Source organism: Pseudarthrobacter sp. LT1 (genome assembly GCF_035621795.1).
GTDB lineage: Bacteria > Actinomycetota > Actinomycetes > Actinomycetales > Micrococcaceae > Arthrobacter.
Genome location: NZ_CP141830.1, coordinates 1,907,756 through 1,932,612 on the forward strand (window position 1 = coordinate 1,907,756; position 24,857 = coordinate 1,932,612).

Consider the following 24,857-nt stretch of genomic DNA (forward strand, 5'->3'; position numbering starts at 1 on the left):
CAACACACATACGTGCTCCGGGGTCGGTGTAAGTCCGAACCGGCGGTGACAGTCCGCGACCCGCGCGCCGTTGTTCTCCCAGGGGGGCTCCGGCAGACGGTTGAACCGGTGGAATTCCGGTACCGACAGTTAAAGTCTGGATGAGAGAAGCACGTACAGCTGTATCTGCGCAGCCTTTTGGCTCCGCAGCGTTCTGCTGTCGTATCCCCGGAGCCATCGCGGTTCGACAGGGAAGGAACGACACACGAATGAACCCCCAGCGATGGCTCTTAAACGCCGCAAGCCCTGCCGCTTCAAAGGCAGGCCACACCTCCGCAACGGCAGCCTCATGACGGGCGCCGTAAAGCTTCAGCCGGCCGCCGGGGTGGTCACTGCCTTCAGCGCCGCCGAAACGGCCGCCATGGAGCAGGCCCTCCAGGCAGCGCTGAAAGGCCCGCGAGGCGCGAATCCCCTGGTGGGCGCCGTCGTCGTAGGCGCTGACGGCAAGCAGCTCGTTGCCGGCTACCACCGCGGCGCCGGCACCGCACACGCTGAAGCCGACGCGATTGCCCAGGCCGCCGCCGTCGGCCTGGACCTGTCCGGCTGCACCATGGTGGTCACGCTGGAACCCTGCAACCATGTGGGCCGCACCGGACCGTGCACGGAAGCGATCATCGCGGCCGGGATCACTGATGTGGTCTACGCCGTGGACGACCCCCACGACCCCGCTGCCGGGGGCGCGGCGACACTGCGCGCAGCCGGTGTCAGGGTCCGCAGCGGCCTGGGTGCCGACGAGGCGCTGGACCTGAACCGGCAGTGGTTCGAGGCGGTGGCTGCCAAGCGGCCGTTCGTCACCCTGCACATTGCGCAGACCCTGGACGCCCGCATCGCTGCCGAAGACGGCACCAGCCAGTGGATCTCCAGCCCGGAGTCGCTGGCTGACAACCACGGGATCCGCAGCCGCATCGACGCCATCCTGGTGGGCACCCAGACCGTGATGGTGGACAACCCCCGGCTGACCGCGCGGGACGCCGCCGGCAATCCCGCGCCCAAGCAGCCGGTCCGTGCCGTCATGGGTCTCCGTGATATTCCGGAGGGCGCCGCAATCCACGGTGACGATGGCCTGGCCGTCCACCTTCCCACCCGCGACCCGCACGAAGCGTTGTCCATGCTGTACTCGTCCAGCATCCGGCACGTCATGGTGGAGGGCGGGTCCAGCATCCTCAGCTCCTTCCTGGCGGCAGGCCTGGTTGACGAACTGATCGTGTACCTGGCGCCCACCCTGCTGGGATCCGGCACCCCCGCTCTGAACGGGCTGGGCATCACCAGCCTTCCCGACGCCCAGCAGTGGGAATGGGACGCGTCCGACGGCGGCGCGGTCCGGACGCTGGGCCGGGACCTCAGACTCCACCTCAGACCGCAACGGCACGTTGCACTTGACCACCCACCAACCCGCACAGCCGCGGAGCCAGCCCAGGGAGGCTACTGATGTTTACCGGAATTATTGCCGAGCAGGGGCAGGTGCTGTCCGTCGAGCGCGACGGCAACACCAGCGCCACCGTCCGGCTGCACGCGCCCGCCTCCACCGAGGGCCTGGCCCTTGGGGGCTCCATCGCCGTCAACGGGGTCTGCCTCACGGCAACAGCGATTGACGGCAAGGACTTCAGCGTCGACGTCATGGGGGAGACCCTGGTCCGGAGCACCATCGGCGAGCTCACTGCAGGCGACTCAGTCAACCTGGAGCGCTGCGTTCCCGCAGGCGGGCGCCTGGACGGCCACGTGGTGCAAGGCCACGTGGACGGTGTGGGCGTCCTGCTCGAACGGGAACCCCAGGGCAACTGGGAGCGGCTGCGCTTCGGCGTCCCCGCCAACCTGGCCCGCTACATCGCCGAGAAAGGCTCCATCGCCATCGACGGCGTCTCCCTCACCGTGACGGCAGTCAGCCCGGCCGCAGAGCAGGAACCTTGGTTCGAAGTGGGCCTGATCCCCACCACCCTCGCCGAAACCGGCCTGGGCACCAAGACCACCGGCAGCCGGGTGAATCTTGAAGTCGACGTCCTGGCCAAATACACCGAACGGCTGCTTGCCTTCCGCGGTACCGCCGCACCGGCCGGCAGCGGCGAAGCTGCCATTGCGGGAGGTGCACGGTGAACGCAGCAGTACGCCTGGAGCCCGCCGTGGCCCATGACCCCGAGACCAACGCCGTGACCGGCACCCCGGCATCCGGTGACCCGGTGACCGGCCGGGCATCTTCGGGGCCCGCCCGGGGACTGGACCCCATCGCGGACGCCGTGCGCGCCATGGCCGCCGGGCGTCCGGTGCTGGTGGTCGACAACGAGGACCGCGAAAACGAAGGCGACATCATCTTCGCCGCCCAGCACGCCACGCCGGCGCTGATGGGCTGGACCATCCGGTACAGCTCCGGCGTGGTCTGCGTGCCGTTGACCGGGGACCGCGCGGACGCACTGGCACTGCCTCCCATGACGGCTGTCAACGAGGACGCGAAGGGCACTGCCTACACCGTCTCCTGCGACGCGGCCGTCGGCGTCAGTACGGGAATCTCCGCAACGGACCGGGCCCTGACCGCGCGCATCCTGGCGGACCCGCAGGCCGGTCCGGCATCCGTGACCCGGCCGGGGCATATTTTCCCGCTCCGTGCAGTTGACGGAGGTGTGCGGGAACGCCAAGGCCACACCGAGGCCGCTGTGGACCTGTGCCGCCTGGCAGGCCTTGCACCCGTCGGGGTGATCGCGGAAGTGGTGTACGACGACGGCGAAATGATGCGCCTGGACGGGCTCCGTTCGTTCGCAGCTGAACATGGGTGCCCCCTGATCTCCATCGAGGACCTGGTGGCGTATCTTGAAGCCGGGACCGGGGGAGCACCGGACGAGGATGCCCGGGCGGTCCCGGGTGAAGAAAAGGAGAAACGATGACGGCAGCGGCAGCCAGCGACGACAGCCAGCGCAATGGTCACCGGAAGCCCCACGCGGTGTCCGGTGAAGCGCCCCATCCCGTCAGCGGAGGGCCCGTGGTGCAACTGCCCACCGCCTTTGGCGACTTCGTGGCGCAGGCGTGGACAGACCTCGTAACAGGCGTGGAGCATCTGGCCGTCAGTTCCCCCAATGCTCCCACCGACGGAAAAGCTCCCCTTGTCCGGCTGCATTCCGAGTGCCTCACCGGGGATGTCTTTGGCTCCTACCGGTGCGACTGCGGGGAACAGCTCGCCTTCGCGCTGGAGCTGATCCGGGACAACGGCGGAACCCTGCTCTACCTCCGCGGCCAGGAAGGCCGCGGGATTGGCCTGGCCAACAAGATCAAGGCCTACGCGCTGCAGGAAGCGGGCTTTGACACCGTCGAAGCCAACGAGCAGCTGGGCCTTCCCGTTGATGCCCGCTGCTACAAGGCCGCGGCCCAGATCCTCGCGGAAATGGGCCTGCATGAAGTCCGGCTGCTGAGCAACAACCCGGACAAGCAGAACAGGCTGGCCAAGGCCGGGGTGACGGTCGTGGAAATGGTTCCCACAGAGGTCCCCTCCCGCGAACAGAACATCCGGTACCTGCGCACCAAGAAGGACCGCATGGAACACCGGCTGGTGCTGGACACCCAGGTGGCTCCCGTGCCTGTGACGGCCCCCGAAACCCCTTACGACCACGAACAAGACTGACGTCTTCACGAACGAACGGAACACAAGAAACCCATGAGCGGACACGGCGCCCCCGACATTGACCTCAGCACCCTCAACCCGGCTGAAACCTCGCAGCTGAAGCTGGCCATCATTGCAGCCAGCTGGCACACGCAGATCATGGATGGCCTCCTGGACGGTGCACTCCGCGCCGCCAAGGATGCCGGGATCGCCGAGCCCACGGTGCTCCGGGTTCCCGGCAGCTTCGAACTTCCCGTGGCCGCCGCGCGGCTGGCACCGCACTTTGACGCCGTGGTGGCCCTCGGCGTCGTGATCCGCGGCGGCACGCCGCACTTCGACTACGTCTGCCAGGCTGCGACGTCGGGCCTCACCGACGTCAGCGTCTCCACCGGCGTGCCGGTGGGCTTCGGCGTGCTCACCTGCGACACCGAACAGCAGGGCCTGGACCGCGCCGGCCTGCCCGGCTCCAAGGAAGACAAGGGCCACGAGGCCGTCACCGCGGCACTGGCCACCGCCGTCGTCCTCAAGCAGTACCGCAGCTAGGCGGCACCCCCCTGCACGGGCGCGGTGTGTATTCCCTCACATCGCGCCCGTCATGGAACCGCCCGGGAAGCGCCCCCACGGCCGCAGCAAGTAGGCTGGAGGGCGTGAAGAATTTCGAGACGCTGTTCGCTGAGCTCAGCGAGAAGGCAGCCACCCGCCCGGAAGGCTCCCGCACCGTCGCTGAATTGGAGTCCGGTGTTCACGGCATCGGCAAAAAAGTCGTTGAGGAAGCAGCCGAAGTATGGATGGCTGCCGAATATGAATCCGATGAAGCTGCGGCCGAGGAAATCTCCCAGCTGTTGTACCACCTGCAGGTTCTGATGCTCGCAAAAGGCCTGACCCTGGAAGACGTCTACAAGCATCTGTAGCCACCGGCCGGCGCTCTGCCGCCGGCCTCCTGTGGCCTGCATTGCCTGATACCCAGACCTTCCACCCAGAAAGAATTTCCCATGCTGCGAGTAGCCGTTCCCAACAAGGGCTCCCTGTCCGAAGCCGCCTCCGCCATGCTCTCCGAAGCCGGATACCGCCAGCGGCGCGACAGCCGCGAGCTGGTCATGGTTGACCCCGACAACGACATTGAGTTCTTCTTCCTCCGCCCCCGCGACATCGCGGTATACGTGGGCCGGGGAACGCTTGACGTCGGCATCACCGGCCGCGACCTGCTGCTGGACGCCGAGGTGGAAGCCGAAGAACTGCTTCCACTGGGCTTCGCCGCCTCCACGTTCCGCTTTGCCGGCCCGGTGGGCGATTTCAGTTCCGCCGCCGAGCTCGAAGGCAAGCGCCTTGCCACCAGTTACGACGGATTGCTGCGCAACTACCTGGCAGAACGCGGCATCAATGCCAAGGTGGTCCGGCTCGACGGCGCCGTTGAATCCTCCGTGCGCCTCGGCGTCGCGGACGCCATCGCCGACGTCGTGGAAACCGGCAACACCCTCAAGGCCGCCGGCATGGAAATCTTCGGCGAACCCATCCTCAAATCCGAAGCCGTCCTGATCCGGCGCACCGGCGCCGGCGGAGCCGCCAACGGCACGGCCAAGGAGATCGAGGTCCTCATCCGCCGCCTCCAGGGCGTCCTGGTGGCGCGCCAGTACGTCCTGATGGACTACGACATCCGCAAGGAACTCGTGGAGAAGGCCGCCAGCCTGACTCCCGGCCTCGAATCGCCCACCGTCTCCCCGCTGCGGGACTCCGACTGGGTAGCCGTCCGGTCCATGGTGCCCAAGAAGGAAACCAACCGGATCATGGATGAACTGTACGACCTGGGCGCCCGCGCCATTTTGGTCAGCAGCATCCACGCCTGCCGCATCTGATCAACGGCTTCCCCAGCACCACCGAATACCAGGAGTTCCCATGGCAGTAGCAGTACGGGTCATTCCCTGCCTTGATGTCGACGCCGGGCGCGTCGTCAAGGGCGTCAACTTCGAGGGCCTCCGCGATGCCGGCGACCCCGTGGAACTCGCCCACCGCTACGACAACGCCGGCGCCGACGAACTGACCTTCCTCGACGTCACCGCGTCGTCCGGTAACCGGGAGACCACGTTCGACGTCGTCCGGCGCACCGCCGAGGAAGTCTTCATCCCGCTCACCGTTGGCGGCGGCGTCCGTGGGGTGGCCGAGGTGGACAAGCTCCTGCGCTACGGCGCGGACAAAGCCTCCATCAACACCGCGGCCGTGGCGCGCCCGGACGTCATCGACGAGATCACCCGGCACTTCGGTTCCCAGGTGCTGGTCCTGTCCGTCGACGCCCGCCGGACGCGCCCGGGATCCCGGCCCACGCCGTCGGGCTTCGAAGTGACTACCCACGGCGGCCGCACCGGCACCGGGATCGACGCCATCGAATGGGCCAGGGAAGCAGCCGACCGCGGCGTCGGGGAGATCCTGCTGAACTCCATCGATGCCGACGGCACCAAGGACGGGTTCGACCTCGAACTCATCAAGCTGGTCCGGGCCGCCGTCAGGGTCCCCATCATCGCCTCCGGCGGCGCGGGGGAGCCGGCGCACTTCCCGCCCGCCGTCGAGGCCGGCGCGGACGCCGTCCTGGCTGCGTCAATTTTCCACTGGGGCCCGGACAACATGATGTCCCAGGTCAAGGACGCCATCCGCGAGGCAGGCTTCGAAGTCAGGTAGTCCCCACCGCCCCTTAACCTCGCAAGTCCGCACCGCCTCCCTGCCCTCGCAAGCTCGGGCTGGGGCCCTCGCCGGAGCGGCTCCTCGGCCAGGGAACCCCGCGGGCGTGGGCCCACCTTCGCCCACCCTGGTCAGCGACCTTGTTTCTACAGTCCTACTTCGGCTGACTGGAGGAGGGCTACGGCGTCCGGCTGGCCTTCGAACGTGACCAGGGCGTGGCGGGTGCGGCCATGGGCGTGCATCAGCAGTTCGCCCGGCTCGCCGACGATGGCCACCGAAACGGGCGCGCGCTTGGCCACGTGCCTCGGCCCGGACGGGCGGACCAGGACAATGCCAAGGTCCACGCCGCGGTAGAGAATGGCGGCGCGTTTAACCAGTTCGTCCCAGAGCGCATCCGAGTAGGCCTCGTCCAGTGCCCGGGGGGCCCACCGGTCCACGGCGCGCCGGACGTCCTCCGTGTGCACGAAGTACTCGATCAGGTTGGCGCTTTCGTCCAGCGCCCGGATGCTCATCGGGGAGAGGGCCGGCGGCCCGGCGCGGAAGGTGTTCACCAGCCGGGCGTAGTCCTCGTTGCTGGTGAGCTTGGCGGCCAGCTTTGCGGTGGCCTGGTCCGAGGCCTTGGCCAGGCGCTTGATGATCAAACCGAGCCCGACGGCGGCCTTCCGCTCGCGCAGGTACAGGTGCGCGGCAAGGTCCCTGGTACGCCAGCCCTTGCACAGCGTGGGCGCATCAGGGCCGGCCGCAAGCAGGGTTTCGGCCAGGACTTCTCGGGACGGTTCGACGAAATGCATCACTTGTGAAACTAGCACGAGTGGTGTGGAGTTGGGCAGCACTGCGGCGGCCGGTGGCGTGCCGTTGTTCACAACAGGAGACCGGCCCGGCCGAGGCACTAGACTTGACCCGATGTCTGAGCAGCCAACCCCCGTCCAAACCGCAGGATCCGCCGTGTCCGCGCCCGTGCGGTCCGTGCCGGCGCCGTCCGTTGAATCCGCCCCGCCGGCAAGCCCGCTTCCCGAGGAGGTGGCCGCCGCGCTCAAGCGCGACGGCGCAGGCCTGGTGGCCGCTGTGGTGCAGCAGTACGACACGAACGAAGTGCTCATGCTTGGCTGGATGGACGACGAAGCCCTCCACCGCACCATGACCACCGGCCGCGTGACGTTCTACTCCCGCTCCCGCCAGGAGTACTGGCGCAAGGGGGACACCTCGGGGCACGTCCAGTGGGTCAAATCCGTGGCCATGGACTGCGACGGCGACGCACTGCTGGTGCGCGTCGACCAGGTGGGCGCCGCCTGCCACACCGGAACCCGGACCTGCTTCGACGGCAGGGACCTCGACGTGGTGGCCGGCCAGGCAGGCTAGGCGGCAGCGACAGCCCTGCCGGCGTTTCACCCGGCGGCGGCCATCCCAGCAAAGCACAACCAAGGTGCCGGCAACGCCGGCCCCTTTTTGAAGAACAGGCGGACAAGCACAGCCATGCAGGACCTCGGAACCATCAGCCCAAGCCTTGAGGAGTTCCGGGAACTCGCCGGCCACAGCCGCGTCATTCCCGTCCGGCTCAAGGTCCTCGCCGACGCCGAAACCCCCATCGGCCTGTACCGGAAGCTGGCCCAGGGGCAGCCCGGCACCTTCCTCATGGAATCGGCCGCCGTAGGCGGAGCCTGGTCACGCTACTCCTTCATCGGTGCCAAATCCCGCGCCACGCTGACCACCAAGGACGGCCAGGCGCACTGGCTGGGCGAGCCGCCCGCCGGGGTGCCGGTCAGCGGCAGTCCGGTGGAAGCCATCCGCGACACCATCGATGCCCTGCGCACTGACCGGTTCGAGGGGCTGCCGCCGTTCACCTCCGGCCTGGTGGGCTTCCTCGGCTGGGAAACCGTCCGGCACTGGGAGCGGCTGGTCAGTCCGCCGGAGGACGATCTGCACCTGCCCGAGATGGCCCTGAACCTGGTCACGGACATGGCGGTGCACGACAACGTTGACGGTACGGTCCTGCTGATCGCCAATGCCATCAACTTCGACAACAGCTCCGAGCGCGTCGATGAGGCCTGGCACGACGCCGTGGCCCGGGTCAAGGAACTCCTGGCCAGGATCAGCGCCCCCGTGGTGCAGCCCGTGTCCGTGCTGGCACCTGCTGCCCTGGACTTCGCCTCGAGCGTCCAGGAACGCTGGGACGAAGCCGAATACCTGGCAGCCCTTGACCGCGGCAAGGAAGCCATCGTCGACGGCGAAGTCTTCCAGGTGGTGATCTCGCGCCGCTTCGAGATGGAGTGCAAGGCGTCCGCCCTTGACGTCTACCGCGTGCTCCGCAACACCAACCCCAGCCCCTACATGTACATTTTCAGCCTCGAAGACGCCGAGGGCCGCGAATACTCCATCGTCGGGTCCTCCCCGGAAGCGTTGGTGACGGTCACGGGCGAGGAAGTCATCACCCACCCCATCGCCGGCTCCCGCCCCCGCGGCAAGACGGTCGAAGCGGACAAGGCCCTGGCCGAGGAACTGCTGGCGGACCAGAAGGAACGCGCCGAGCACCTGATGCTGGTGGACCTGTCCCGCAACGACCTCTCCAAGGTCTGCGTTGCCGGCACGGTGGATGTCACCCAGTTCATGGAGGTGGAGCGCTTCAGCCACATCATGCACCTGGTATCCACCGTGGTGGGGCAGCTCGCTCCGCAGGCCAAGGCTTACGACGTCCTGAAGGCCACGTTCCCGGCCGGCACGCTCTCCGGAGCCCCCAAGCCCAGGGCGCTGCGCCTGCTCGATGAGCTGGAACCGCACCGCCGCGGCATCTACGGCGGCGTGGTGGGCTACCTCGACTTCGCCGGGGACATGGACATGGCCATCGCCATCAGGTCGGCGCTGATCCGGGAAGGGCGCGCCTACGTCCAGGCCGGCGGCGGCATCGTGGCGGACTCGGTGAACCCCACCGAGGCCATGGAAACCGTCAACAAGGCCGCCGCCCCGCTGCGCGCAGTCCACACCGCCGGATCGCTGCACAACATTTCCGCGGAATCCCTGCCCGGCGGGACGGACTCCTGATGCCGGATTCCGGAGTAACTGCGGGCAAGGCCGGCAAAGCAGGCAAGGCGCGGAAGAACCGCGGCACGCCGGTGTGGGCACGCAAGTCGACGCTGGTGATGCTGATCGCCCTCCTCGCGCTGGCCGCCTTCGGCACCACCACCCAGACCTGGATGACTGCCACCCTGGACCCCAACCAGGTCGGCCAGGCTGCCGCCACCCAAAGTGCCATCCAGGTGCAGGGCAGCAAGGCCGCCACCACCGTCACGGCCCTGGCCCTGGTGGCCCTTGCCGGGGGACTGGCAGCTGCCATCGCCGGCAGGATCGCACGGTGGGTCATCACCGCCATCATCGTCCTGGCCTCAGCCGGTGTGGTCACCGCCGCGGCAACGGTCCTGGCCGACCCGCTCTCGGCCGCGCAGGGAACCATTGCAGGCGCCACCGGGATCTCAGGCAGCCAGGCGCACGTGGAGCTCACTCCCTTTCCGGTACTTGCCGTCGTCGCCGGCTCCCTGTTGGCGCTGGCAGCCCTCCTGATCCTGCCGGCGTCCCGTTACTGGAAGACGCGCACCAAATATGACGCGCCCGGCGCCGCGGGAACCGCTGCAGCGGCGGGACCGGTGGACGAGATTGACAGCTGGGACCGGCTTTCCCGCGGCGAGGACCCAACGTAAGGCCTGTGGCCGCCACCGCCGGCACGGGCGTCGGGCCCGGCGGTACGCGGTCGGCGGCCAAAAAATGGCAGAATGTAAGCAGTATCCACCCTGAGGAGATTTTCCATGAGCAAAGCACCTGCGTCCGTTTCCAAGTCCGGCACCCGCCAGGTCGCCCCGGGCGCCATTGACCACAGCCAGGAACTGGGCCACGGCAACAGCCCGGCAGCATGGACCTGCGTCATCGTCATGCTCGTCGGCGCGCTCATCGCAGCCATCGCCTTCGTTATCGCCAGCACCCCCATCTTCATTGGCGGCGCCGTTGTCATGGTCATCGGCCTCATCCTCGGTTACGTCATGCGCAAGGCAGGCTACGGCGTCGAAGGCAGCAAGCTGAAGAACTCCGGCCACTGATGGCGACTGTTCTCGACGACATCAACGCCGGTGTCAGGGAGGATATGGAGGCCAGGAAGCGGCTCGTTTCCCTGGCTGAGCTGAAGGACCTGGCCCAGGCAGCGGCACCCGCCCGCGACGCCTGGGCGGCCCTCGGCGGAACCTCCCCAACCCGGGAACAGCTGAAAGTCATCGCCGAAATCAAGCGCCGCAGCCCCTCCAAGGGCGATCTCGCCAGCATCGGGGATCCGGCGTCGCTCGCCCGGCAGTACGCCGACGGCGGTGCCTCCGTCATCAGCGTCCTCACCGAACAGCGCCGCTTCAACGGGTCGCTGGCCGACCTCGACGCCGTGCGCGCCGCCGTCGACATCCCGCTGCTGCGCAAGGACTTCACGCTCGACGAGTACCAGATCTGGGAGGCCCGTGCCCACGGTGCCGACCTCATCCTGCTCATCGTGGCCGCGCTTTCGGACGCGCAGCTCACCGAGTTCAGCGCCCTCAGCCGCGAGCTCGGCATGAACGTGCTGGTGGAGACGCACACGGAGGAAGAAATCGAGCGGGCCATCGCGGCCAACGCCCGGATCATCGGCGTCAACGTGCGCAACCTGAAGACGCTCGACGTCGACCGTTCCGTTTTTGCCTCACTGGCAGGAATGATCCCCGCCGAGGCTGTCGTGGTTGCCGAATCAGGCGTCCGCGACGCGGACGACGTCACGCACTACGCCGCCAGCGGCGCCAACGCCATACTGGTGGGCGAGGCCCTGGTAAGCCACGCCACGCCGCGGGAACGCATCGCCGAGTTCACTGCCGCCGGCGCCGCCGCCATCGCTGCCCGCAGCTAAGGCACGCCCCATCCAGCCTCCTGCTGGGCAGCAGTACGTTGCCCCGCAGGACAGGCACCCGTTCCGGCCCGGTACCGGAAATCCACACTTTTGACCACCAACTTCGAACAGGACAGGACTGATGGCTGAAGCACCCTCAGGAAACGCTGACAACACCACCGCGGAAGCATTCCTGCAGGGGGGATCCCTCCGCCACGCCCCGGGGCCGTACTTCGGCAACTACGGCGGCCGATGGATGCCCGAGTCCCTCATCGCCGCCCTGGACGAACTTGAAGAGACCTTCAACAAGGCCAAGGACGACCCCGACTTCCGGGCCCAGATCGCGGACCTGAACAAGAACTACTCCGGCCGCCCGTCCCTGCTCACGGAAGCCAAGCGGTTCTCCGAACACGCCGGGGGAGTGCGGGTGTTCCTCAAGCGCGAGGACCTCAACCACACGGGCTCGCACAAGATCAACAACGTCCTGGGCCAGGCCCTGCTCGCCAAGCGCATGGGCAAGACCCGCATCATCGCCGAGACCGGCGCCGGCCAGCACGGCGTGGCCAGTGCCACCGCTGCCGCCCTCATGGGCCTGGAGTGCGTGGTGTACATGGGTGCCGAGGACTGCCGCCGCCAGGCGCTGAACGTTGCCCGCATGGAGCTGCTGGGGGCCAAGGTCATTCCCGTGACCAGCGGCTCCCAGACCCTCAAGGACGCCATCAACGATGCCCTCCGGGACTGGGTAGCCAACGTTTCCACCACCCACTACCTGCTGGGCACCGCCGCCGGAGCCCATCCGTTCCCCGCCATGGTCCGTTACTTCCATGAGGTCATCGGCGAGGAAGCCCGCGCCCAGATCCTCGAGCAGGAGGGCCGGCTCCCGGACGCTGTCTGCGCCTGCATTGGCGGCGGCTCCAACGCCATCGGCATCTTCCACGGGTTCCTGGATGATCCCACCGTGAAGATCTACGGGTTCGAGGCCGGCGGCGAAGGCGTGGAGACAGGCCGGCACGCCGCGACCATTACCCTGGGCAAGCCCGGGGTCCTCCATGGCGCACGGTCCTACCTGATGCAGGACGACGACGGGCAGACCATCGAGTCGCACTCGATCTCCGCCGGACTGGACTACCCCGGGGTCGGCCCGGAGCACTCCTACCTGGCCGACATCGGGCGGGTCAGCTACGAGCCCATCACCGACGGCGAAGCGATGGACGCCTTCCGGCTCCTGTGCCGCACCGAAGGCATCATCCCCGCCATCGAGTCCTCGCATGCGCTGGCCGGAGCCATCAAGGTGGGCCAGCGGCTTGCCGCCGAGGACGCCGCTTCCGCCGCCGAAAAGATCATCATCGTCAACCTTTCCGGACGCGGTGACAAGGACGTAGCCACCGCCGCCGAATGGTTTGACCTGTTGGACAAAAATTCCGCCGAATCGGAAATCGGCAAAGAGGGGGAGCAGCTGTGAGCAGCGCAGACATCGCCAACCAGGCAGAGACGGCCAGCAAGTCGGCAGCAGCGATCGACAGGGCCCGTTCCCAGGGGCGCTCGGCGCTCATCGGCTACCTTCCCGCCGGCTACCCCAGCGTGGAGGAAACCATCGCCGCAGGCATCGCCCTGGCGGAGAACGGAGCCGACCTGATCGAAATCGGCATCCCCTACTCCGATCCGGTCATGGACGGCCAGGTCATCCAGGCCGCCACCACCGAGGCCCTGGCCAAGGGCTTCCACGTCAGCCAGGTCTTCGACGTCGTCGCCGGCATCACCAGCAGGACCGACGCCGCCGTCCTGGTCATGACCTACTGGAACCCCGTGGTCCGCATGGGCGTGGATGAGTTCTCGCGCCGGCTCGCCGAAGCCGGTGGCGCCGGGCTCATCACCCCGGACCTCATTCCGGACGAGGCCGCCGAGTGGATGGCAGCCTCTGACAAGTATGGCCTGGACCGGGTGTTCCTGGTGGCACCGTCCTCCACGCCGGAGCGCATGCAGCGCACCGTGGACGCGAGCCGCGGCTTCGTCTACGCCGTGTCCATCATGGGCGTCACGGGCGCACGGACATCCGTCAGCACGGCCGCCAAGGATGTTGTGGCAGCCGCGCACGGTGCAGGCGCCGAACGCGTCTGCGTTGGCCTTGGCGTCTCCACCGCGGACCAGGTCCGCGAAATCGCAGCCTACGCCGAAGGCGTCATCGTGGGCACGGCATTGGTGGCCGCCCTCCGCGACGGGGGAGTGGACGCCGTCGGCGCCCTCACCAAGGACCTCGCCACCGGGCTGGCCCGGGAATCGGGCCTCACGCAGGAAACCGGGGCGTAGCCGTGCAGCCGCTCCTTCAGGCAACCGCCCTGGCACCCACGTTGGTGTCCGCCAGCATCCCCAGCCCGGACTGGTCCGGCTTCGACATCCCCCTCCCGTGGGGCAGCCTGCGGATCCACGCCTACGCGTTGTGCATCCTGGCCGGCATCGTCGCAGGCCTTTGGCTGACGTCCGTCCGCTGGGCCAAGCGTGGTGCGCCTGAAGGCAGCGTCTGGGACATCGTCATCTGGGCCATCCCTTTTGGCATCATCGGGGGCCGGCTGTACCACGTGGTCTCATCACCGGACGCCTACTTCGGCCCCGGCTTCGACGGCACCGGAGACCTCTCCCTGATCCCGCAGATCCAACGGGGCGGGCTGGGAATCTGGGGCGCCGTCGTGCTCGGTGCGGTGGGTGCCTGGATCGGGTGCCGCCGCAGCGGCATCAAGCTGAGCGCCTTCGTCGATGTCGCAGCGCCGGGCCTGCTCCTGGCACAGGCCATTGGCCGGTGGGGCAACTACTTCAACCAGGAACTCTTCGGCGGCCCCACCACCCTGCCGTGGGGCCTGCAAATCGACGCGAACAACCCCAACTTTCCGGCCGGCATGCCCGCCGACACCCTCTTCCACCCCACGTTCCTCTACGAGTCGCTGTGGAACCTGGCCGGCGTCCTGATCCTGCTCGCCCTGGACCGGCGCTTCAACTTCCGCCGGAGCAGGCTCTTCTGGCTGTACGCCATGTACTACACGCTGGGCCGCGTCTGGATTGAAGCAATGCGCATCGACGATGCTGAGCAGATCAGCATCTTCGGCATCACCACCAGGCTCAATGTGTGGACCAGCATCTTCGTGTTCCTGGCAGCCCTGGCCGCCTTCATCCTGCTCGGCCTCAAGGGCCGGCCGGACCCGGACACCGTGTACCTCGCCGGCCGTGAACCGGACAAGGCCGTGACAACGGGACCACATGCCGGGACAGTCACAGAGGTCCGTGATCCGGACACTGTTGTCTCAGATAGTGATTCGCGTGGTAATCTCCCTGATAACCACAGCGGTTCCAGGCATGCTTCCGACCCCACGGAAGAAGCCGCGGCGGCACCGGCCGGCCCAAAGCCCGGAGCGGATGCGACGGCTGCCGGACACTCCGGCAGCACAGCCACGGAACCCGCACCGGAGGCCGGCACCGGCAAGTAGGGCGCCGGCCAGGCAGGGCAGTAGAGCCACCGCTCGAAGAGCCCGAAACCACAACGTCGTGGCATGGGGCACCGTCCGTACAGCGTGAAGCTGCTGTCCGGTGTTGCCCCGGGCAGGGGCCTGCGTAACCGTTAGTTCAGCAGGCTGCGCTGACCTACAATTTCCAGTAATCAACACTTTGTTGTGCCCTTGCAACGGCGCCGACGAGTGGGGCCAACGGTGTCCCTTCCATACGCACGATCAGGAGGAAGGACGTCTCCCATGACCCAAACTCTTAACACTCCCAGCTGGTCCGAACCGGATCAGCCCGGGGCTGCCCTGTCGCCGTTCAAGCGCTTCGCCGCCATGCCGGAGGCCGCCGGGCTGTACAACCCGGAACAGGAAAAGGACGCGTGCGGCCTCGCCATCATCGCCACCCTTCGCGGCGAACCCGGGTACGACATCGTCGATGCCGCCCTCACCGCGCTGCGCAACCTTGAGCACCGCGGCGCCGTGGGCGCCGACGAGGGAACCGGTGACGGCGCGGGCCTGCTCATGCAGATCCCCGACGAGTTCTTCCGGGCCGTCACCGAGTTCGAGCTGCCGGCCCCAGGCCAGTACGTTGCCGGCACCGCGTTCCTTCCTGCCGAGCAGCGGGAGGCCGACGCCGCCAAGGCAGGCATCGAGGGACTGGCCGCCGACGAGGGCCTGAAGGTCCTCGGATGGCGCGAAGTGCCGGTAGTCGCCGACCTCGTGGGCGCCATGGCCCGGGCCTGCATGCCTTACTTCTCCCAGCCCTTCCTCGCATCCGCCAACGGTGAGGAACTCGACCGCAACGAACTGGACTCCCGCGCCTGGCGGATCCGCAAGCGCGCCCAGAACAAGTTCGGCGTGTACTTCCCGTCGCTGTCCTCGCGCACCATCGTCTACAAGGGCATGCTGACCACCGCCCAGCTGGAGCCGTTCTACCCGGACCTGTCAGACAAGCGCTTCAAGACCAAGCTCGCGATCGTCCACTCGCGCTTCTCCACCAACACCTTCCCGTCCTGGCCACTCGCGCAGCCGTTCCGGACCATCGCCCACAACGGTGAAATCAACACCGTCAAGGGCAACCGGAACTGGATGCGCGCACGCCAGTCCCAGCTTGCCAACCCGCTGCTGGGTGACTCGCCGGAAGAGCTGTACCCCATCTGCACCCCCGGCGCCTCCGACTCGGCCTCCTTTGACGAGGTAGCGGAGCTCCTGTGGCTGTCCGGCCGCCCCATCACGCACTCGATCATGATGATGATCCCTGAGGCCTGGGAAAACCACGCCACCATGGATCCGGCCCGCCGCGCCTTCTACGAGTACCACTCGCTGCTGATGGAACCCTGGGACGGCCCCGCCGCCGTCTCCTTCACCGACGGCAACCTGGTGGGCGCCACCCTGGACCGCAACGGACTGCGTCCCGGCCGCTTCTGGATCACCGAGGACGGGCTGATCGTCTTCGCCTCCGAGGTGGGCGTGATCGACGTCGAACCCTCCAAGGTGGTCAAGAAGGGCCGTGTGTCCCCGGGCAAGATGTTCCTGGTGGACACCGAGGCCGGCCGCATCATTGACGACGAAGAGGTCAAGGCCGAGGTAGCCGCGGCCAACCCGTGGGCCGAGTGGGTCAAGGACAACCTGATCGACCTCAACGACCTGCCCGAGCGCGAGCACGTGGTGCACACCGCCGCGTCCGTCAACATCCGCCAGCGCACCTTCGGCTACACCACCGAGGAACTGAAGATTCTGCTGGGCCCCATGGCCCGCACCGGCGCCGAGCCTCTGGGTGCCATGGGTTCCGATACCCCGGTGGCCGTGCTGTCCAAGCGCCCGCGACTGCTCTTCGACTACTTCGTGCAGTCCTTCGCGCAGGTCACCAACCCGCCGCTGGACGCCATTCGTGAAGAGCTGGTCACCTCGCTGACCTGCGCCATCGGACCCAACGGCAACCTCCTGGACACCAAGCAGGTCCGCCAGCCGCAGGTCCAGCTGCCCTTCCCGGTGATCAACAACGACCAGCTCGCCAAGATCGCCAACATCGAGGACGCCGACGGCAACCGCGTGGCCATGAAGGTCCGCGGCCTGTACCGCCCTGAGGGCGGCGAGAACGCGCTCCGGGCCCGCCTCACCGAAATCTGCGAGCAGGTCTCCGGTGCGATCAACCGCGGTGTCCAGTACATCGTGCTGTCCGACCGTGACTCCAACGCCCAGTGGGCGCCCATCCCGTCGCTGCTGCTGGTCAGCGCCGTGCACCACCACCTGCTGCGCAGCGCCAACCGCACCAAGACCGCCCTGGTGGTCGAGGCCGGCGACGTCCGCGAAACCCACCACGTTGCAGTCCTGATCGGCTATGGCGCCTCCGCCGTCAACCCGTACCTGGCCATGGAATCCGTGGAGCAGCTCATTGCGGCCGGCGACGTCACCGGGGTGACCCCGCAGGACGGCGTCTACAACCTCATCAAGGGCCTGGGCAAGGGCGTCCTGAAGATCATGTCCAAGATGGGCATCTCCACGGTGGCCTCGTACACCGGCGCCCAGACCTTCGAGGCGCTGGGCCTGGGCCAGGAACTGGTGGACGAGTTCTTCGCCGGCACGCACTCCCAGCTGGGCGGCGTGGGCCTGGACGTCATCGCTGCCGAGGTCTCCGCCCGCCACCAGATGGCCTACCCGGAGGGCGGCATCGAACAGCCGCACCGTCCGCTTTTGGGCGGCGGCGAGTACCAGTGGCGCCGCGACGGCGAGCCGCACCTGTTCAACCCGGAGACCGTCTTCCGGCTGCAGCACGCCACGCGTGAGCGCCGCTACGACATCTTCAAGGCGTACACCAGGGGAGTGGACGACCAGTCCACCAACCTCATGACCCTCCGCGGCCTGCTCAAGTTCAAGAATGAGCGCCCGTCCGTTCCCCTTGAGGAAGTGGAGCCCGTCTCCAGCATCGTCAAGCGGTTCTCCACCGGGGCGATGAGCTACGGCTCCATCTCCCAGGAGGCCCACGAGACGCTGGCCATCGCCATGAACCAGCTGGGCGGCAAGTCCAATACCGGCGAAGGCGGCGAGGATGTGGACCGCCTGCTCGACCCGAAGCGCCGCTCCGCGGTCAAGCAGATCGCGTCCGGCCGCTTCGGCGTGACCAGCCTCTACCTGACCAACGCCGACGACATCCAGATCAAGATGGCGCAGGGTGCCAAGCCCGGTGAAGGCGGCCAGCTGATGGCGCAGAAGGTCTACCCGTGGGTTGCCCGCACGCGGCACTCGACCCCCGGCGTCGGGCTGATCTCCCCGCCCCCGCACCACGACATCTACTCGATCGAGGACTTGGCGCAGCTCATCTACGATGCCAAGCGTGCCAACCCCTCGGCCCGTGTCCACGTGAAGCTTGTCTCCGAAGTGGGGATCGGCACCGTGGCGTCCGGCGTGACCAAGGCGAAGGCCGACGTCGTCCTTGTCTCCGGACATGACGGCGGCACCGGCGCCTCGCCGCTGAACTCGCTCAAGCATGCCGGTGTTCCCTGGGAGCTTGGCCTGGCCGAGACCCAGCAGACGCTCATGCTCAACGGCCTGCGCGACCGCGTGGTGGTGCAGGTGGACGGCCAGCTCAAGACCGGCCGCGACGTTGTCATCGCTGCCCTGCTGGGCGGCGAGGAGTTCGGTTTCGCCACTGCCCCGCTGGTGGTGGAAGGCTGCATCATGATGCGCGTCTGCCACCTGGACACCTGCCCGGTGGGCGTCGCCACGCAGAACCCCGAGCTGCGGGCCCGCTTCAGCGGCAAGCCGGAGTTCGTGGTCAACTTCTTCGAGTTCCTTGCCGAGGAAGTCCGCGAAATCCTGGCCGAGCTTGGGTTCCGGAGCCTCGAGGAGGCGATCGGCCACGCCGAGGTCCTGGACACCCGCGACGCGGTGGACCACTGGAAGGCCGACGGCCTGGACCTGGACCCGATCCTGCACGGCCTGGAGTTCGACGACGACGCGCCGCTGCGGAACATGACCGGCCAGAACCACGAACTGGACAAGCACTTCGACCAGCGCCTGATCACCATGGCCACCGAGGCGCTGACGGACCGCAGCCCGGTGAAGATCACCGTGGACGTCATCAACACCGACCGTTCGGTGGGCACCATGCTGGGCCACGTGGTCACCAAGACCTTTGGTACCGATGTCCTGGCCACGGACACCATCGACGTCACGCTGAACGGCACCGCGGGCCAGTCCCTGGGCGCCTTCCTGCCCGCGGGCATCACGCTGCGGCTGTACGGCGACTCGAACGACTACGTGGGCAAGGGCCTGTCCGGCGGCCGGATCATCGTCCGCCCGGACCGGACCAACGTGTTCAAGGCGGAGACCAACGTCATCGCCGGCAACGTGATCGGCTACGGCGCCACCAGTGGTGAGATGTTCCTGCGCGGCCAGGTGGGCGAACGCTTCCTGGTCCGCAACTCCGGTGCCACCGCCGTCGTCGAAGGCATCGGTGACCACGGCTGTGAGTACATGACCGGCGGCCAGACGCTGATCATCGGGCGCACGGGCCGCAACTTCGGCGCAGGCATGTCCGGCGGTACCGCCTACGTCCTGGACCTGCGGACCACCCGCGTCAACAAGCAGGCGCTGGAGTCCGGCGAACTGCAGTTGCGCGAGCTGGACTCCGAGGACCGCGACATCGTCCACGGCCTGCTGGTCAAGCACGTGGAAGAAACTGACTCCCAGCTGGCGGCACGCCTCCTCGAGAACTTCGATGACACCGCCGCCCGCATCACCAAGGTGCTGCCGCGCGACTACGCGGCCGTGCTGCAAACCCGTCTCGACGCCATCGAAGAGGGCCTTGACCCCGACGGCGAAGAAGTATGGTCTCGAATCCTGGAGGTTACCGGTGGCTGATCCACGCGGATTTCTGAAAGTACGCCAGCGTGAAACCCAGCCACGCCGCCCCGTTCCCGTCCGCATCATGGACTGGAAAGAGGTCTACGAGGCGCAGGAAAAGGGCACGCTGAAAGCCCAGGCCGGACGCTGCATGGACTGTGGTGTCCCGTTCTGCCACCAGGGCTGCCCGCTGGGCAACCTCATCCCCGAGTGGAACGACCTCATGTGGCGGGACAAGGGCGATGAAGCAATCGAGCGTCTGCACGCCACGAACAACTTCCCTGAGTTCACCGGCCGGCTCTGCCCGGCGCCCTGCGAGGCGTCCTGCGTGCTGGGGATCAACCAGCCCGCCGTCACCATCAAGCAGGTGGAAGTTTCGATCATCGATGAGGCCTGGGACAACGGCTGGGTCAATCCGCTGCCGCCAGCGCGCCTCACCGGCAAGACTGTTGCGGTGGTCGGCTCCGGCCCCGCCGGCCTGGCCGTCGCCCAGCAGCTCACCCGCGTGGGCCACACCGTTGCCGTCTATGAGCGGGACGACAAGATCGGCGGCCTGCTGCGGTACGGCATCCCCGACTTCAAGATGGAAAAAGAGCAGGTGGACCGCCGCGTCGAGCAGATGAAGGCGGAAGGCACCCGCTTCCGGACCGGCGTGTCCGTGGGCACCGACGTTACCTGGGAGCAGCTGCGCAGGCGCTATGACGCCGTCGTGGTGTGCACGGGTGCCACCGTTCCGCGTGACCTGCCCATCCCGGGCCGCGACCTGGACGGCGTCCACTTCGCGATGGACTACCTGGTGCCGGCGAACCGCGCGGTGGCCGGGGAAACCATTGAGAACCAGATCAACGCCCACGGCAAGCATGTGGTGATCCTGGGCGGCGGCGATACCGGTGCCGACTGCCTGGGCACCGCGCACCGGCACGGCGCCGCGTCCGTCACTACCCTGGCGATCGGCAAGCAGCCGCCGGCTGAGCGTGCCAGCCACCAGCCGTGGCCGACGTTCCCCACCCTCTTCGAGATGGCCAGCGCACATGAGGAAGGCGGCGAACGCACCTACCTCGCCTCCACCGTCGAGTTCGTTGGCGAGAACGGCAAGCTCACCGGGGTGAAGGTGGCCGAGACGGAGTTCGTCGATGGCAAGCGGCTCCCGAAGGCCGGCACCGAGCGGATTATTCCCGCGGACCTGGTGTTCCTGTCCCTCGGCTTCACGGGCGCCGAACCTGCCGGCATCACCGAGCAGGTTCACGCTGAATTCGACGGCCGCGGCAACGTGGCGCGCGATGGCTACTACATGACCAACACCGAGGGCGTCTTCGTTGCCGGTGACGCCGGGCGCGGGCAGTCCCTGATTGTGTGGGCCATTGCCGAGGGCCGCGCCGCCGCAGCCGCTGTGGACAAGTACCTGATGGGAAGCACCATCCTTCCTGCACCCGTCGCGCCGACGGACCGCGCCATCGCCGTCCTCTGACCGCTGTCCCGGGGGATGCATCGAGGGTTCACCTCGCAGACAACTTAACCAATGCAAGAGACCAATAGGGTAGGTATATGAGACGCGCAAAAATTGTGGCTACGTTTGGCCCGGCAATTGCCAGCTACGAAAACACCCTCGCGGTGCTGGAGGCCGGCGTTGACGTCGCCCGCATGAACATGAGCCACGGTGACTACACCGTGCATGACAACACCTACGAGAACGTCCGCAAGGCCGCGTCCGACCTGAGCAAGGCAGTGGCCATCATGGCCGACCTGCAGGGTCCCAAGATCCGCCTGGGCCGTTTCGTTGACGGCCCGCACGCCCTCGCTGTTGGCGACATCTTCACCATCACCACCGAGGATGTTCCCGGCACCAAGGACATCTGCTCCACCACGCTGAAGAGCCTCACCGAGGACGTCAACGTGGGCGACGCCCTGCTGATCGACGACGGCAAGGTGGCACTTCGCGCCATCGAGGTCGACGACGTCAAGGTGGTCGCCGAGGTAACCGTCGGTGGCATGGTGTCCAACAACAAGGGCATCAACCTCCCCGGCGTGGCCGTCAACGTCCCCGCGCTGAGTGAAAAAGACGAGGATGACCTCCGCTGGGCCATCCGCCGCGGCGTGGACCTGGTGGCGCTCTCGTTCGTCCGCGACGCCTCGGACATTACCCGCGTGCACGAGATCATGGACGAGGAAGGCCGCCGCGTGCCGGTCATCGCCAAGATCGAGAAGCCGCAGGCCGTGGAGCAGCTGCCCGAGATCATCGACGCGTTCGATGCCATCATGGTTGCCCGTGGCGACCTCGGCGTGGAACTGCCGCTGGAGGAAGTGCCGATCGTCCAGAAGCGCGCCGTCGAACTGGCACGCCGCTGGGCCAAGCCGGTCATCGTGGCTACGCAGGTCCTGGAATCCATGATCGACAACCCGCGCCCCACCCGTGCAGAGGCGTCCGACTGCGCCAACGCTGTCCTCGACGGTGCCGACGCTGTCATGCTGTCCGGCGAGACCAGCGTGGGCAAGTACCCGATCGAGACGGTCAAGACCATGGCCCGAATCATCGAGTCCACCGAAGTGCACGGCCTGGAGCGCGTTCCCCCGCTGGGGACCAAGCCCAAGACCCGTGGTGGCGCCATCACGCGTGCCGCCGTCGAAATCGCCGACCAGCTGGATGCGAAGTACATCTGTACCTTCACCCAGTCCGGCGACTCCGCCCGGCGCCTCTCCCGCCTGCGGCCCATCAAGGCCGTGTTCGCCTTCACCCCGGTGGAGCACGTGTGGAACCAGCTGGCACTGACCTGGGGCATCCAGCCGGTGCTGGTCCCCATGGTGGGGCACACCGATGAGATGACGTCTCAGGTTGACCGCAGCCTGCTGGAAATGGACCTGGTGGACGACGGCGACCTGGTGGTCATTGCCGCCGGTTCCCCTCCCGGAAAAGCCGGCTCCACGAACATGCTGAAGGTCCACAAGGTGGGCGACCTCGCCGATGCCGGCAGCCAGGGCGGCGAGCCCGGCAGCAACCGCGAGAAGCTCGGCCCCTGGCCGGAGAAGAAGAAGAAGAACCAGGCCGCACAGGGCTAGGCTTCAACGAAAAGGACCCCTGCCGGCTGGCAGGGGTCCTTTTCGTTGTGTTGGCTTTTTGGTGACCGTTTGCGGCTTGTGGCCGGGCCGTCGTCGTAATCCCGCCGGGCCCGGCCGGGGCGTCAGTTGACCTGGTTGATGATGGTTTCGGCGACCTCGCGCATGCTGAGGCGGCGGTCCATGGAGGTCTTCTGGATCCAGCGGAAGGCTTCCGGTTCCGTCAGGCCCATCTTGGTGGTCAGCAGGCTCTTGGCGCGTTCGACGAGCTTGCGGGTGGCGAACTGCTCCTGGAGGTCGGACACTTCGCTTTCGAGGGCCTTGATTTCCTCGTGGCGGGAGAGTGCGATCTCCAGGGCCGGGATCAGGTCAGCAGGCGTGAACGGCTTGACCACGTAGGCCATGGCGCCGGCGTCGCGGGCACGCTCCACCAGTTCCTTCTGGCTGAAGGCGGTCAGCAGCACCACGGGGGCGATGCGGGCCTTGACGATCTTCTCAGCCGCCGAGATGCCATCCATCACGGGCATCTTCACGTCCATCAGGACCAGGTCCGGCTTCAGTTCCTCGGCGAGCTGGACGGCCTTCTCGCCGTTGTCCGCCTCGCCAACGACGTCGTAGCCTTCGCCGCGCAGGATCTCGATGATGTCGAGGCGGATGAGGGTTTCATCCTCTGCCACAATGACGCGGCGCGCCGGCTGGGACGTGGGCTTGGACTCCGTCTGTTCAGTCACGGGATCTCCTTGAAAAGGTACGGCGGGACATCACTATCTTAGGTGCCACCGCGGCTGTACTTGGCTTGCAGGGGTTCGTTTGCGGCGACGGCGGCGCGATTCTGGAATTCAGCCTATCTGCATGTAGAGTAATTCCGCGTACGTGAAGCGATCGCGTTGCTCACAGTCAGCTGTGGGCGTACTTCGTTCCATGTAATCCGCGCCCGAGTGGCGGAATTGGCAGACGCGCCGCACTCAAAATGCGGTATCGAAAGGTGTGTGGGTTCGAGTCCCACCTCGGGCACAGTGTTTCCGCAGGTCAGGTACCTGTTCGGGGATTGTGCGTGTACAAAATCCGCCAAAGTGTGTACACGAGCGTACCGTTTTGTGTGTGGCCAGCATCAGTACTCGCACCAAAAAGGACGGTTCGAAGTCCTACATGGTTCGCTGGCGGGATAAGCAGACCAAGACCGCCCAAGGCCTTACAGTAGCCACTCTTACCGAGGCGGAGACCCTTAAGCGGCTTTTGGACGCCAACGGGCAGTCCTTCGAGATCGCCCAGCACGCCATCCTGACGAATGAGAAACGTCCGCCCACTGTGGCGGAAGTCATCCAGGAGCACATCGATCTCCTGGTACGTCCATCGAGCGGAACGATCAAGACGTATCAGACGATGCTGGATCTCCATATCCGGCCATTCATCGGTCACGTTCCAGTAGACAAACTCGATTATCGCGTCATGGCGCACTGGGTGAAGTCGATGTTGGCGAAGGGCAAGGCGCCCAAAACGATCCACAACATCCATGGACTGATTTCGGCTTCGATGAACACTGCCGAGATGCTCGGTTACATTAGCCGCAATCCCTGCCGGGGCGTGCAGCTGCCGAACATCGAGAAGGCTGAGGATGAGGCGATGTTCCTGACGCATGCCGAGTACAGGCTCATCAGGGAGGGGATGGGAGAGTGGTTCAAAGCCTTCACGGACTTCCTGGTCATGACCGGCACCCGCTTTGGAGAAGCGACCGCATTGACGGTTGCGGACGTGGACCTGCTTTCCAAACCCCCTACCGCGCGGATTAACAAGGCTTGGAAGCGGGATGGGCAGAACAAGTTCTATGTCGGCGCGACCAAGACCGGTGCCGGTAAGCGGACACTCGGGCTGAATCCGGCGCTTGTGGAGTTGTTGATTCCGCTGGTGGCGAGCAGGCCAGGAACGGATCTGGTGTTCACGACGCCGAAGGGCGGCCGGATCTTCCACAAGCTCTACTGGGCTGACTACTGGGTGCCTGCTGTTCGCACGGCCCAGGCAATCGGCCTGACCAAAAGCCCACGAATCCATGACCTCCGCCACACCCACGCGTCTTGGCTAATCCAGGACGGCGTTCCACTGTTCACCATCTCGCGCCGGCTGGGGCACGCCTCTACCAAGACTACTGAGCAGGTATACGGGCACCTGATGCCCGAGGCATTGCAAGTTGGGGCTGACGCCACGGAGCGTTCGGTGACAGCTTTCCAGCGGCTATAGCCCATCTGGGGTAGATGCTCTAGAGGATCCTGCTGGCAGCTAGGACATCAGTCATGTCGGTCAG

Annotated in this window: 22 protein-coding genes, 1 tRNA gene and 1 riboswitch; of the genes, 21 read left to right on the top strand and 2 right to left on the bottom strand. The window is 66.8% G+C overall.

Annotation, left to right across the window (positions count from 1 at the left end):
* Positions 1 to 8: 8 nt before the first annotated feature.
* Positions 9 to 157: riboswitch (FMN riboswitch) on the top strand.
* Positions 158 to 328: 171 nt separating this feature from the next.
* The 8 genes from ribD (at position 329) to hisF (ending at position 6,292) form a co-directional block, all read left to right on the top strand.
* The gene (ribD, locus tag VIK36_RS08920; protein ID WP_324645258.1) at positions 329 to 1,468 is read left to right on the top strand and encodes a bifunctional diaminohydroxyphosphoribosylaminopyrimidine deaminase/5-amino-6-(5-phosphoribosylamino)uracil reductase RibD; all 1,140 of its coding nucleotides are present in this window, start codon (positions 329 to 331) and stop codon (positions 1,466 to 1,468) included.
* Positions 1,468 to 2,130: a riboflavin synthase gene (locus tag VIK36_RS08925; RefSeq protein ID WP_324644824.1), complete on the top strand. Its 663-nt coding sequence runs from the start codon at positions 1,468 to 1,470 to the stop codon at positions 2,128 to 2,130. Before ribD ends, VIK36_RS08925 begins: the two co-directional genes overlap by 1 nt.
* Positions 2,131 to 2,213: 83 nt before the next feature.
* Positions 2,214 to 2,912 carry a 3,4-dihydroxy-2-butanone-4-phosphate synthase gene (ribB, locus tag VIK36_RS08930; protein ID WP_324645259.1) on the top strand — a complete coding sequence of 233 codons (699 nt, stop codon included), beginning with the start codon at positions 2,214 to 2,216 and terminating at the stop codon, positions 2,910 to 2,912.
* Positions 2,909 to 3,643, top strand: coding sequence for a GTP cyclohydrolase II (ribA, locus tag VIK36_RS08935; RefSeq protein ID WP_324644825.1), 735 nt, complete (start codon positions 2,909 to 2,911; stop codon positions 3,641 to 3,643). Before ribB ends, ribA begins: the two co-directional genes overlap by 4 nt.
* A gap of 33 nt (positions 3,644 to 3,676) precedes the next feature.
* Positions 3,677 to 4,165, top strand: a complete 489-nt coding sequence (ribH, locus tag VIK36_RS08940; RefSeq protein ID WP_224025738.1) for a 6,7-dimethyl-8-ribityllumazine synthase — start codon at positions 3,677 to 3,679, stop codon at positions 4,163 to 4,165.
* 104 nt (positions 4,166 to 4,269) lie between these two features.
* On the top strand, positions 4,270 to 4,533 hold the full coding sequence (locus tag VIK36_RS08945; RefSeq protein WP_009358176.1) for a phosphoribosyl-ATP diphosphatase: 264 nt from the start codon (positions 4,270 to 4,272) through the stop codon (positions 4,531 to 4,533).
* 81 nt (positions 4,534 to 4,614) lie between these two features.
* Complete coding sequence (hisG, locus tag VIK36_RS08950; RefSeq protein WP_159632138.1) at positions 4,615 to 5,475, top strand: ATP phosphoribosyltransferase; 861 nt, start codon at positions 4,615 to 4,617, stop codon at positions 5,473 to 5,475.
* A gap of 40 nt (positions 5,476 to 5,515) precedes the next feature.
* Complete coding sequence (gene hisF, locus VIK36_RS08955; protein WP_255175221.1) at positions 5,516 to 6,292, top strand: imidazole glycerol phosphate synthase subunit HisF; 777 nt, start codon at positions 5,516 to 5,518, stop codon at positions 6,290 to 6,292.
* Positions 6,293 to 6,438: 146 nt separating this feature from the next.
* Here the strand turns inward: hisF and VIK36_RS08960 are convergent, their stop codons facing one another.
* A complete protein-coding gene (locus tag VIK36_RS08960; protein WP_110544633.1) occupies positions 6,439 to 7,083 on the bottom strand; it encodes a TIGR03085 family metal-binding protein in 645 nt (214 codons plus the stop codon).
* 112 nt (positions 7,084 to 7,195) lie between these two features.
* Between VIK36_RS08960 and hisI the strand changes: the two genes are divergently transcribed.
* From hisI to pyk, 11 genes are all read left to right on the top strand, one after another.
* Entirely contained in the window at positions 7,196 to 7,651 is a 456-nt protein-coding gene (gene hisI, locus VIK36_RS08965; RefSeq protein WP_324644826.1) for a phosphoribosyl-AMP cyclohydrolase, read from the top strand.
* A gap of 114 nt (positions 7,652 to 7,765) precedes the next feature.
* Positions 7,766 to 9,328, top strand: a complete 1,563-nt coding sequence (locus VIK36_RS08970; RefSeq protein ID WP_324644827.1) for an anthranilate synthase component I — start codon at positions 7,766 to 7,768, stop codon at positions 9,326 to 9,328.
* Positions 9,328 to 9,981 (top strand): Trp biosynthesis-associated membrane protein, encoded by a 654-nt coding sequence (locus VIK36_RS08975; protein WP_324644828.1) that lies wholly within the window; start codon positions 9,328 to 9,330, stop codon positions 9,979 to 9,981. The genes VIK36_RS08970 and VIK36_RS08975 overlap by 1 nt, the downstream gene beginning before the upstream one ends.
* A gap of 105 nt (positions 9,982 to 10,086) precedes the next feature.
* Positions 10,087 to 10,374, top strand: coding sequence for an HGxxPAAW family protein (locus tag VIK36_RS08980; RefSeq protein ID WP_141160741.1), 288 nt, complete (start codon positions 10,087 to 10,089; stop codon positions 10,372 to 10,374).
* The gene (trpC, locus tag VIK36_RS08985; protein ID WP_324644829.1) at positions 10,374 to 11,195 is read left to right on the top strand and encodes an indole-3-glycerol phosphate synthase TrpC; all 822 of its coding nucleotides are present in this window, start codon (positions 10,374 to 10,376) and stop codon (positions 11,193 to 11,195) included. The genes VIK36_RS08980 and trpC overlap by 1 nt, the downstream gene beginning before the upstream one ends.
* A gap of 121 nt (positions 11,196 to 11,316) precedes the next feature.
* Entirely contained in the window at positions 11,317 to 12,636 is a 1,320-nt protein-coding gene (trpB, locus tag VIK36_RS08990) for a tryptophan synthase subunit beta (RefSeq protein WP_324644830.1), read from the top strand.
* Positions 12,633 to 13,481, top strand: a complete 849-nt coding sequence (gene trpA, locus VIK36_RS08995) for a tryptophan synthase subunit alpha (protein ID WP_324644831.1) — start codon at positions 12,633 to 12,635, stop codon at positions 13,479 to 13,481. Before trpB ends, trpA begins: the two co-directional genes overlap by 4 nt.
* A gap of 2 nt (positions 13,482 to 13,483) precedes the next feature.
* Positions 13,484 to 14,650: a prolipoprotein diacylglyceryl transferase gene (gene lgt / locus VIK36_RS09000; RefSeq protein ID WP_324644832.1), complete on the top strand. Its 1,167-nt coding sequence runs from the start codon at positions 13,484 to 13,486 to the stop codon at positions 14,648 to 14,650.
* A gap of 261 nt (positions 14,651 to 14,911) precedes the next feature.
* Positions 14,912 to 19,525 carry a glutamate synthase large subunit gene (gltB, locus tag VIK36_RS09005; protein WP_324644833.1) on the top strand — a complete coding sequence of 1,538 codons (4,614 nt, stop codon included), beginning with the start codon at positions 14,912 to 14,914 and terminating at the stop codon, positions 19,523 to 19,525.
* A complete protein-coding gene (locus VIK36_RS09010) occupies positions 19,518 to 20,975 on the top strand; it encodes a glutamate synthase subunit beta (RefSeq protein WP_159632128.1) in 1,458 nt (485 codons plus the stop codon). The genes gltB and VIK36_RS09010 overlap by 8 nt, the downstream gene beginning before the upstream one ends.
* Positions 20,976 to 21,052: 77 nt before the next feature.
* Positions 21,053 to 22,561 carry a pyruvate kinase gene (pyk, locus tag VIK36_RS09015; protein WP_255175230.1) on the top strand — a complete coding sequence of 503 codons (1,509 nt, stop codon included), beginning with the start codon at positions 21,053 to 21,055 and terminating at the stop codon, positions 22,559 to 22,561.
* A gap of 122 nt (positions 22,562 to 22,683) precedes the next feature.
* On the opposite strand, the gene VIK36_RS09020 is transcribed toward pyk, so the two are convergent.
* Complete coding sequence (locus VIK36_RS09020; RefSeq protein WP_009358190.1) at positions 22,684 to 23,289, bottom strand: ANTAR domain-containing response regulator; 606 nt, start codon at positions 23,287 to 23,289, stop codon at positions 22,684 to 22,686.
* Between the two features lie 201 nt (positions 23,290 to 23,490).
* Between VIK36_RS09020 and VIK36_RS09025 the strand changes: the two genes are divergently transcribed.
* Together VIK36_RS09025 and VIK36_RS09030 are read left to right on the top strand one after the other, a co-directional pair.
* Positions 23,491 to 23,572, top strand: a tRNA-Leu gene (locus tag VIK36_RS09025).
* 87 nt (positions 23,573 to 23,659) lie between these two features.
* Positions 23,660 to 24,793 (top strand): tyrosine-type recombinase/integrase, encoded by a 1,134-nt coding sequence (locus tag VIK36_RS09030; RefSeq protein WP_324644834.1) that lies wholly within the window; start codon positions 23,660 to 23,662, stop codon positions 24,791 to 24,793.
* Positions 24,794 to 24,857 lie beyond the last annotated feature (64 nt).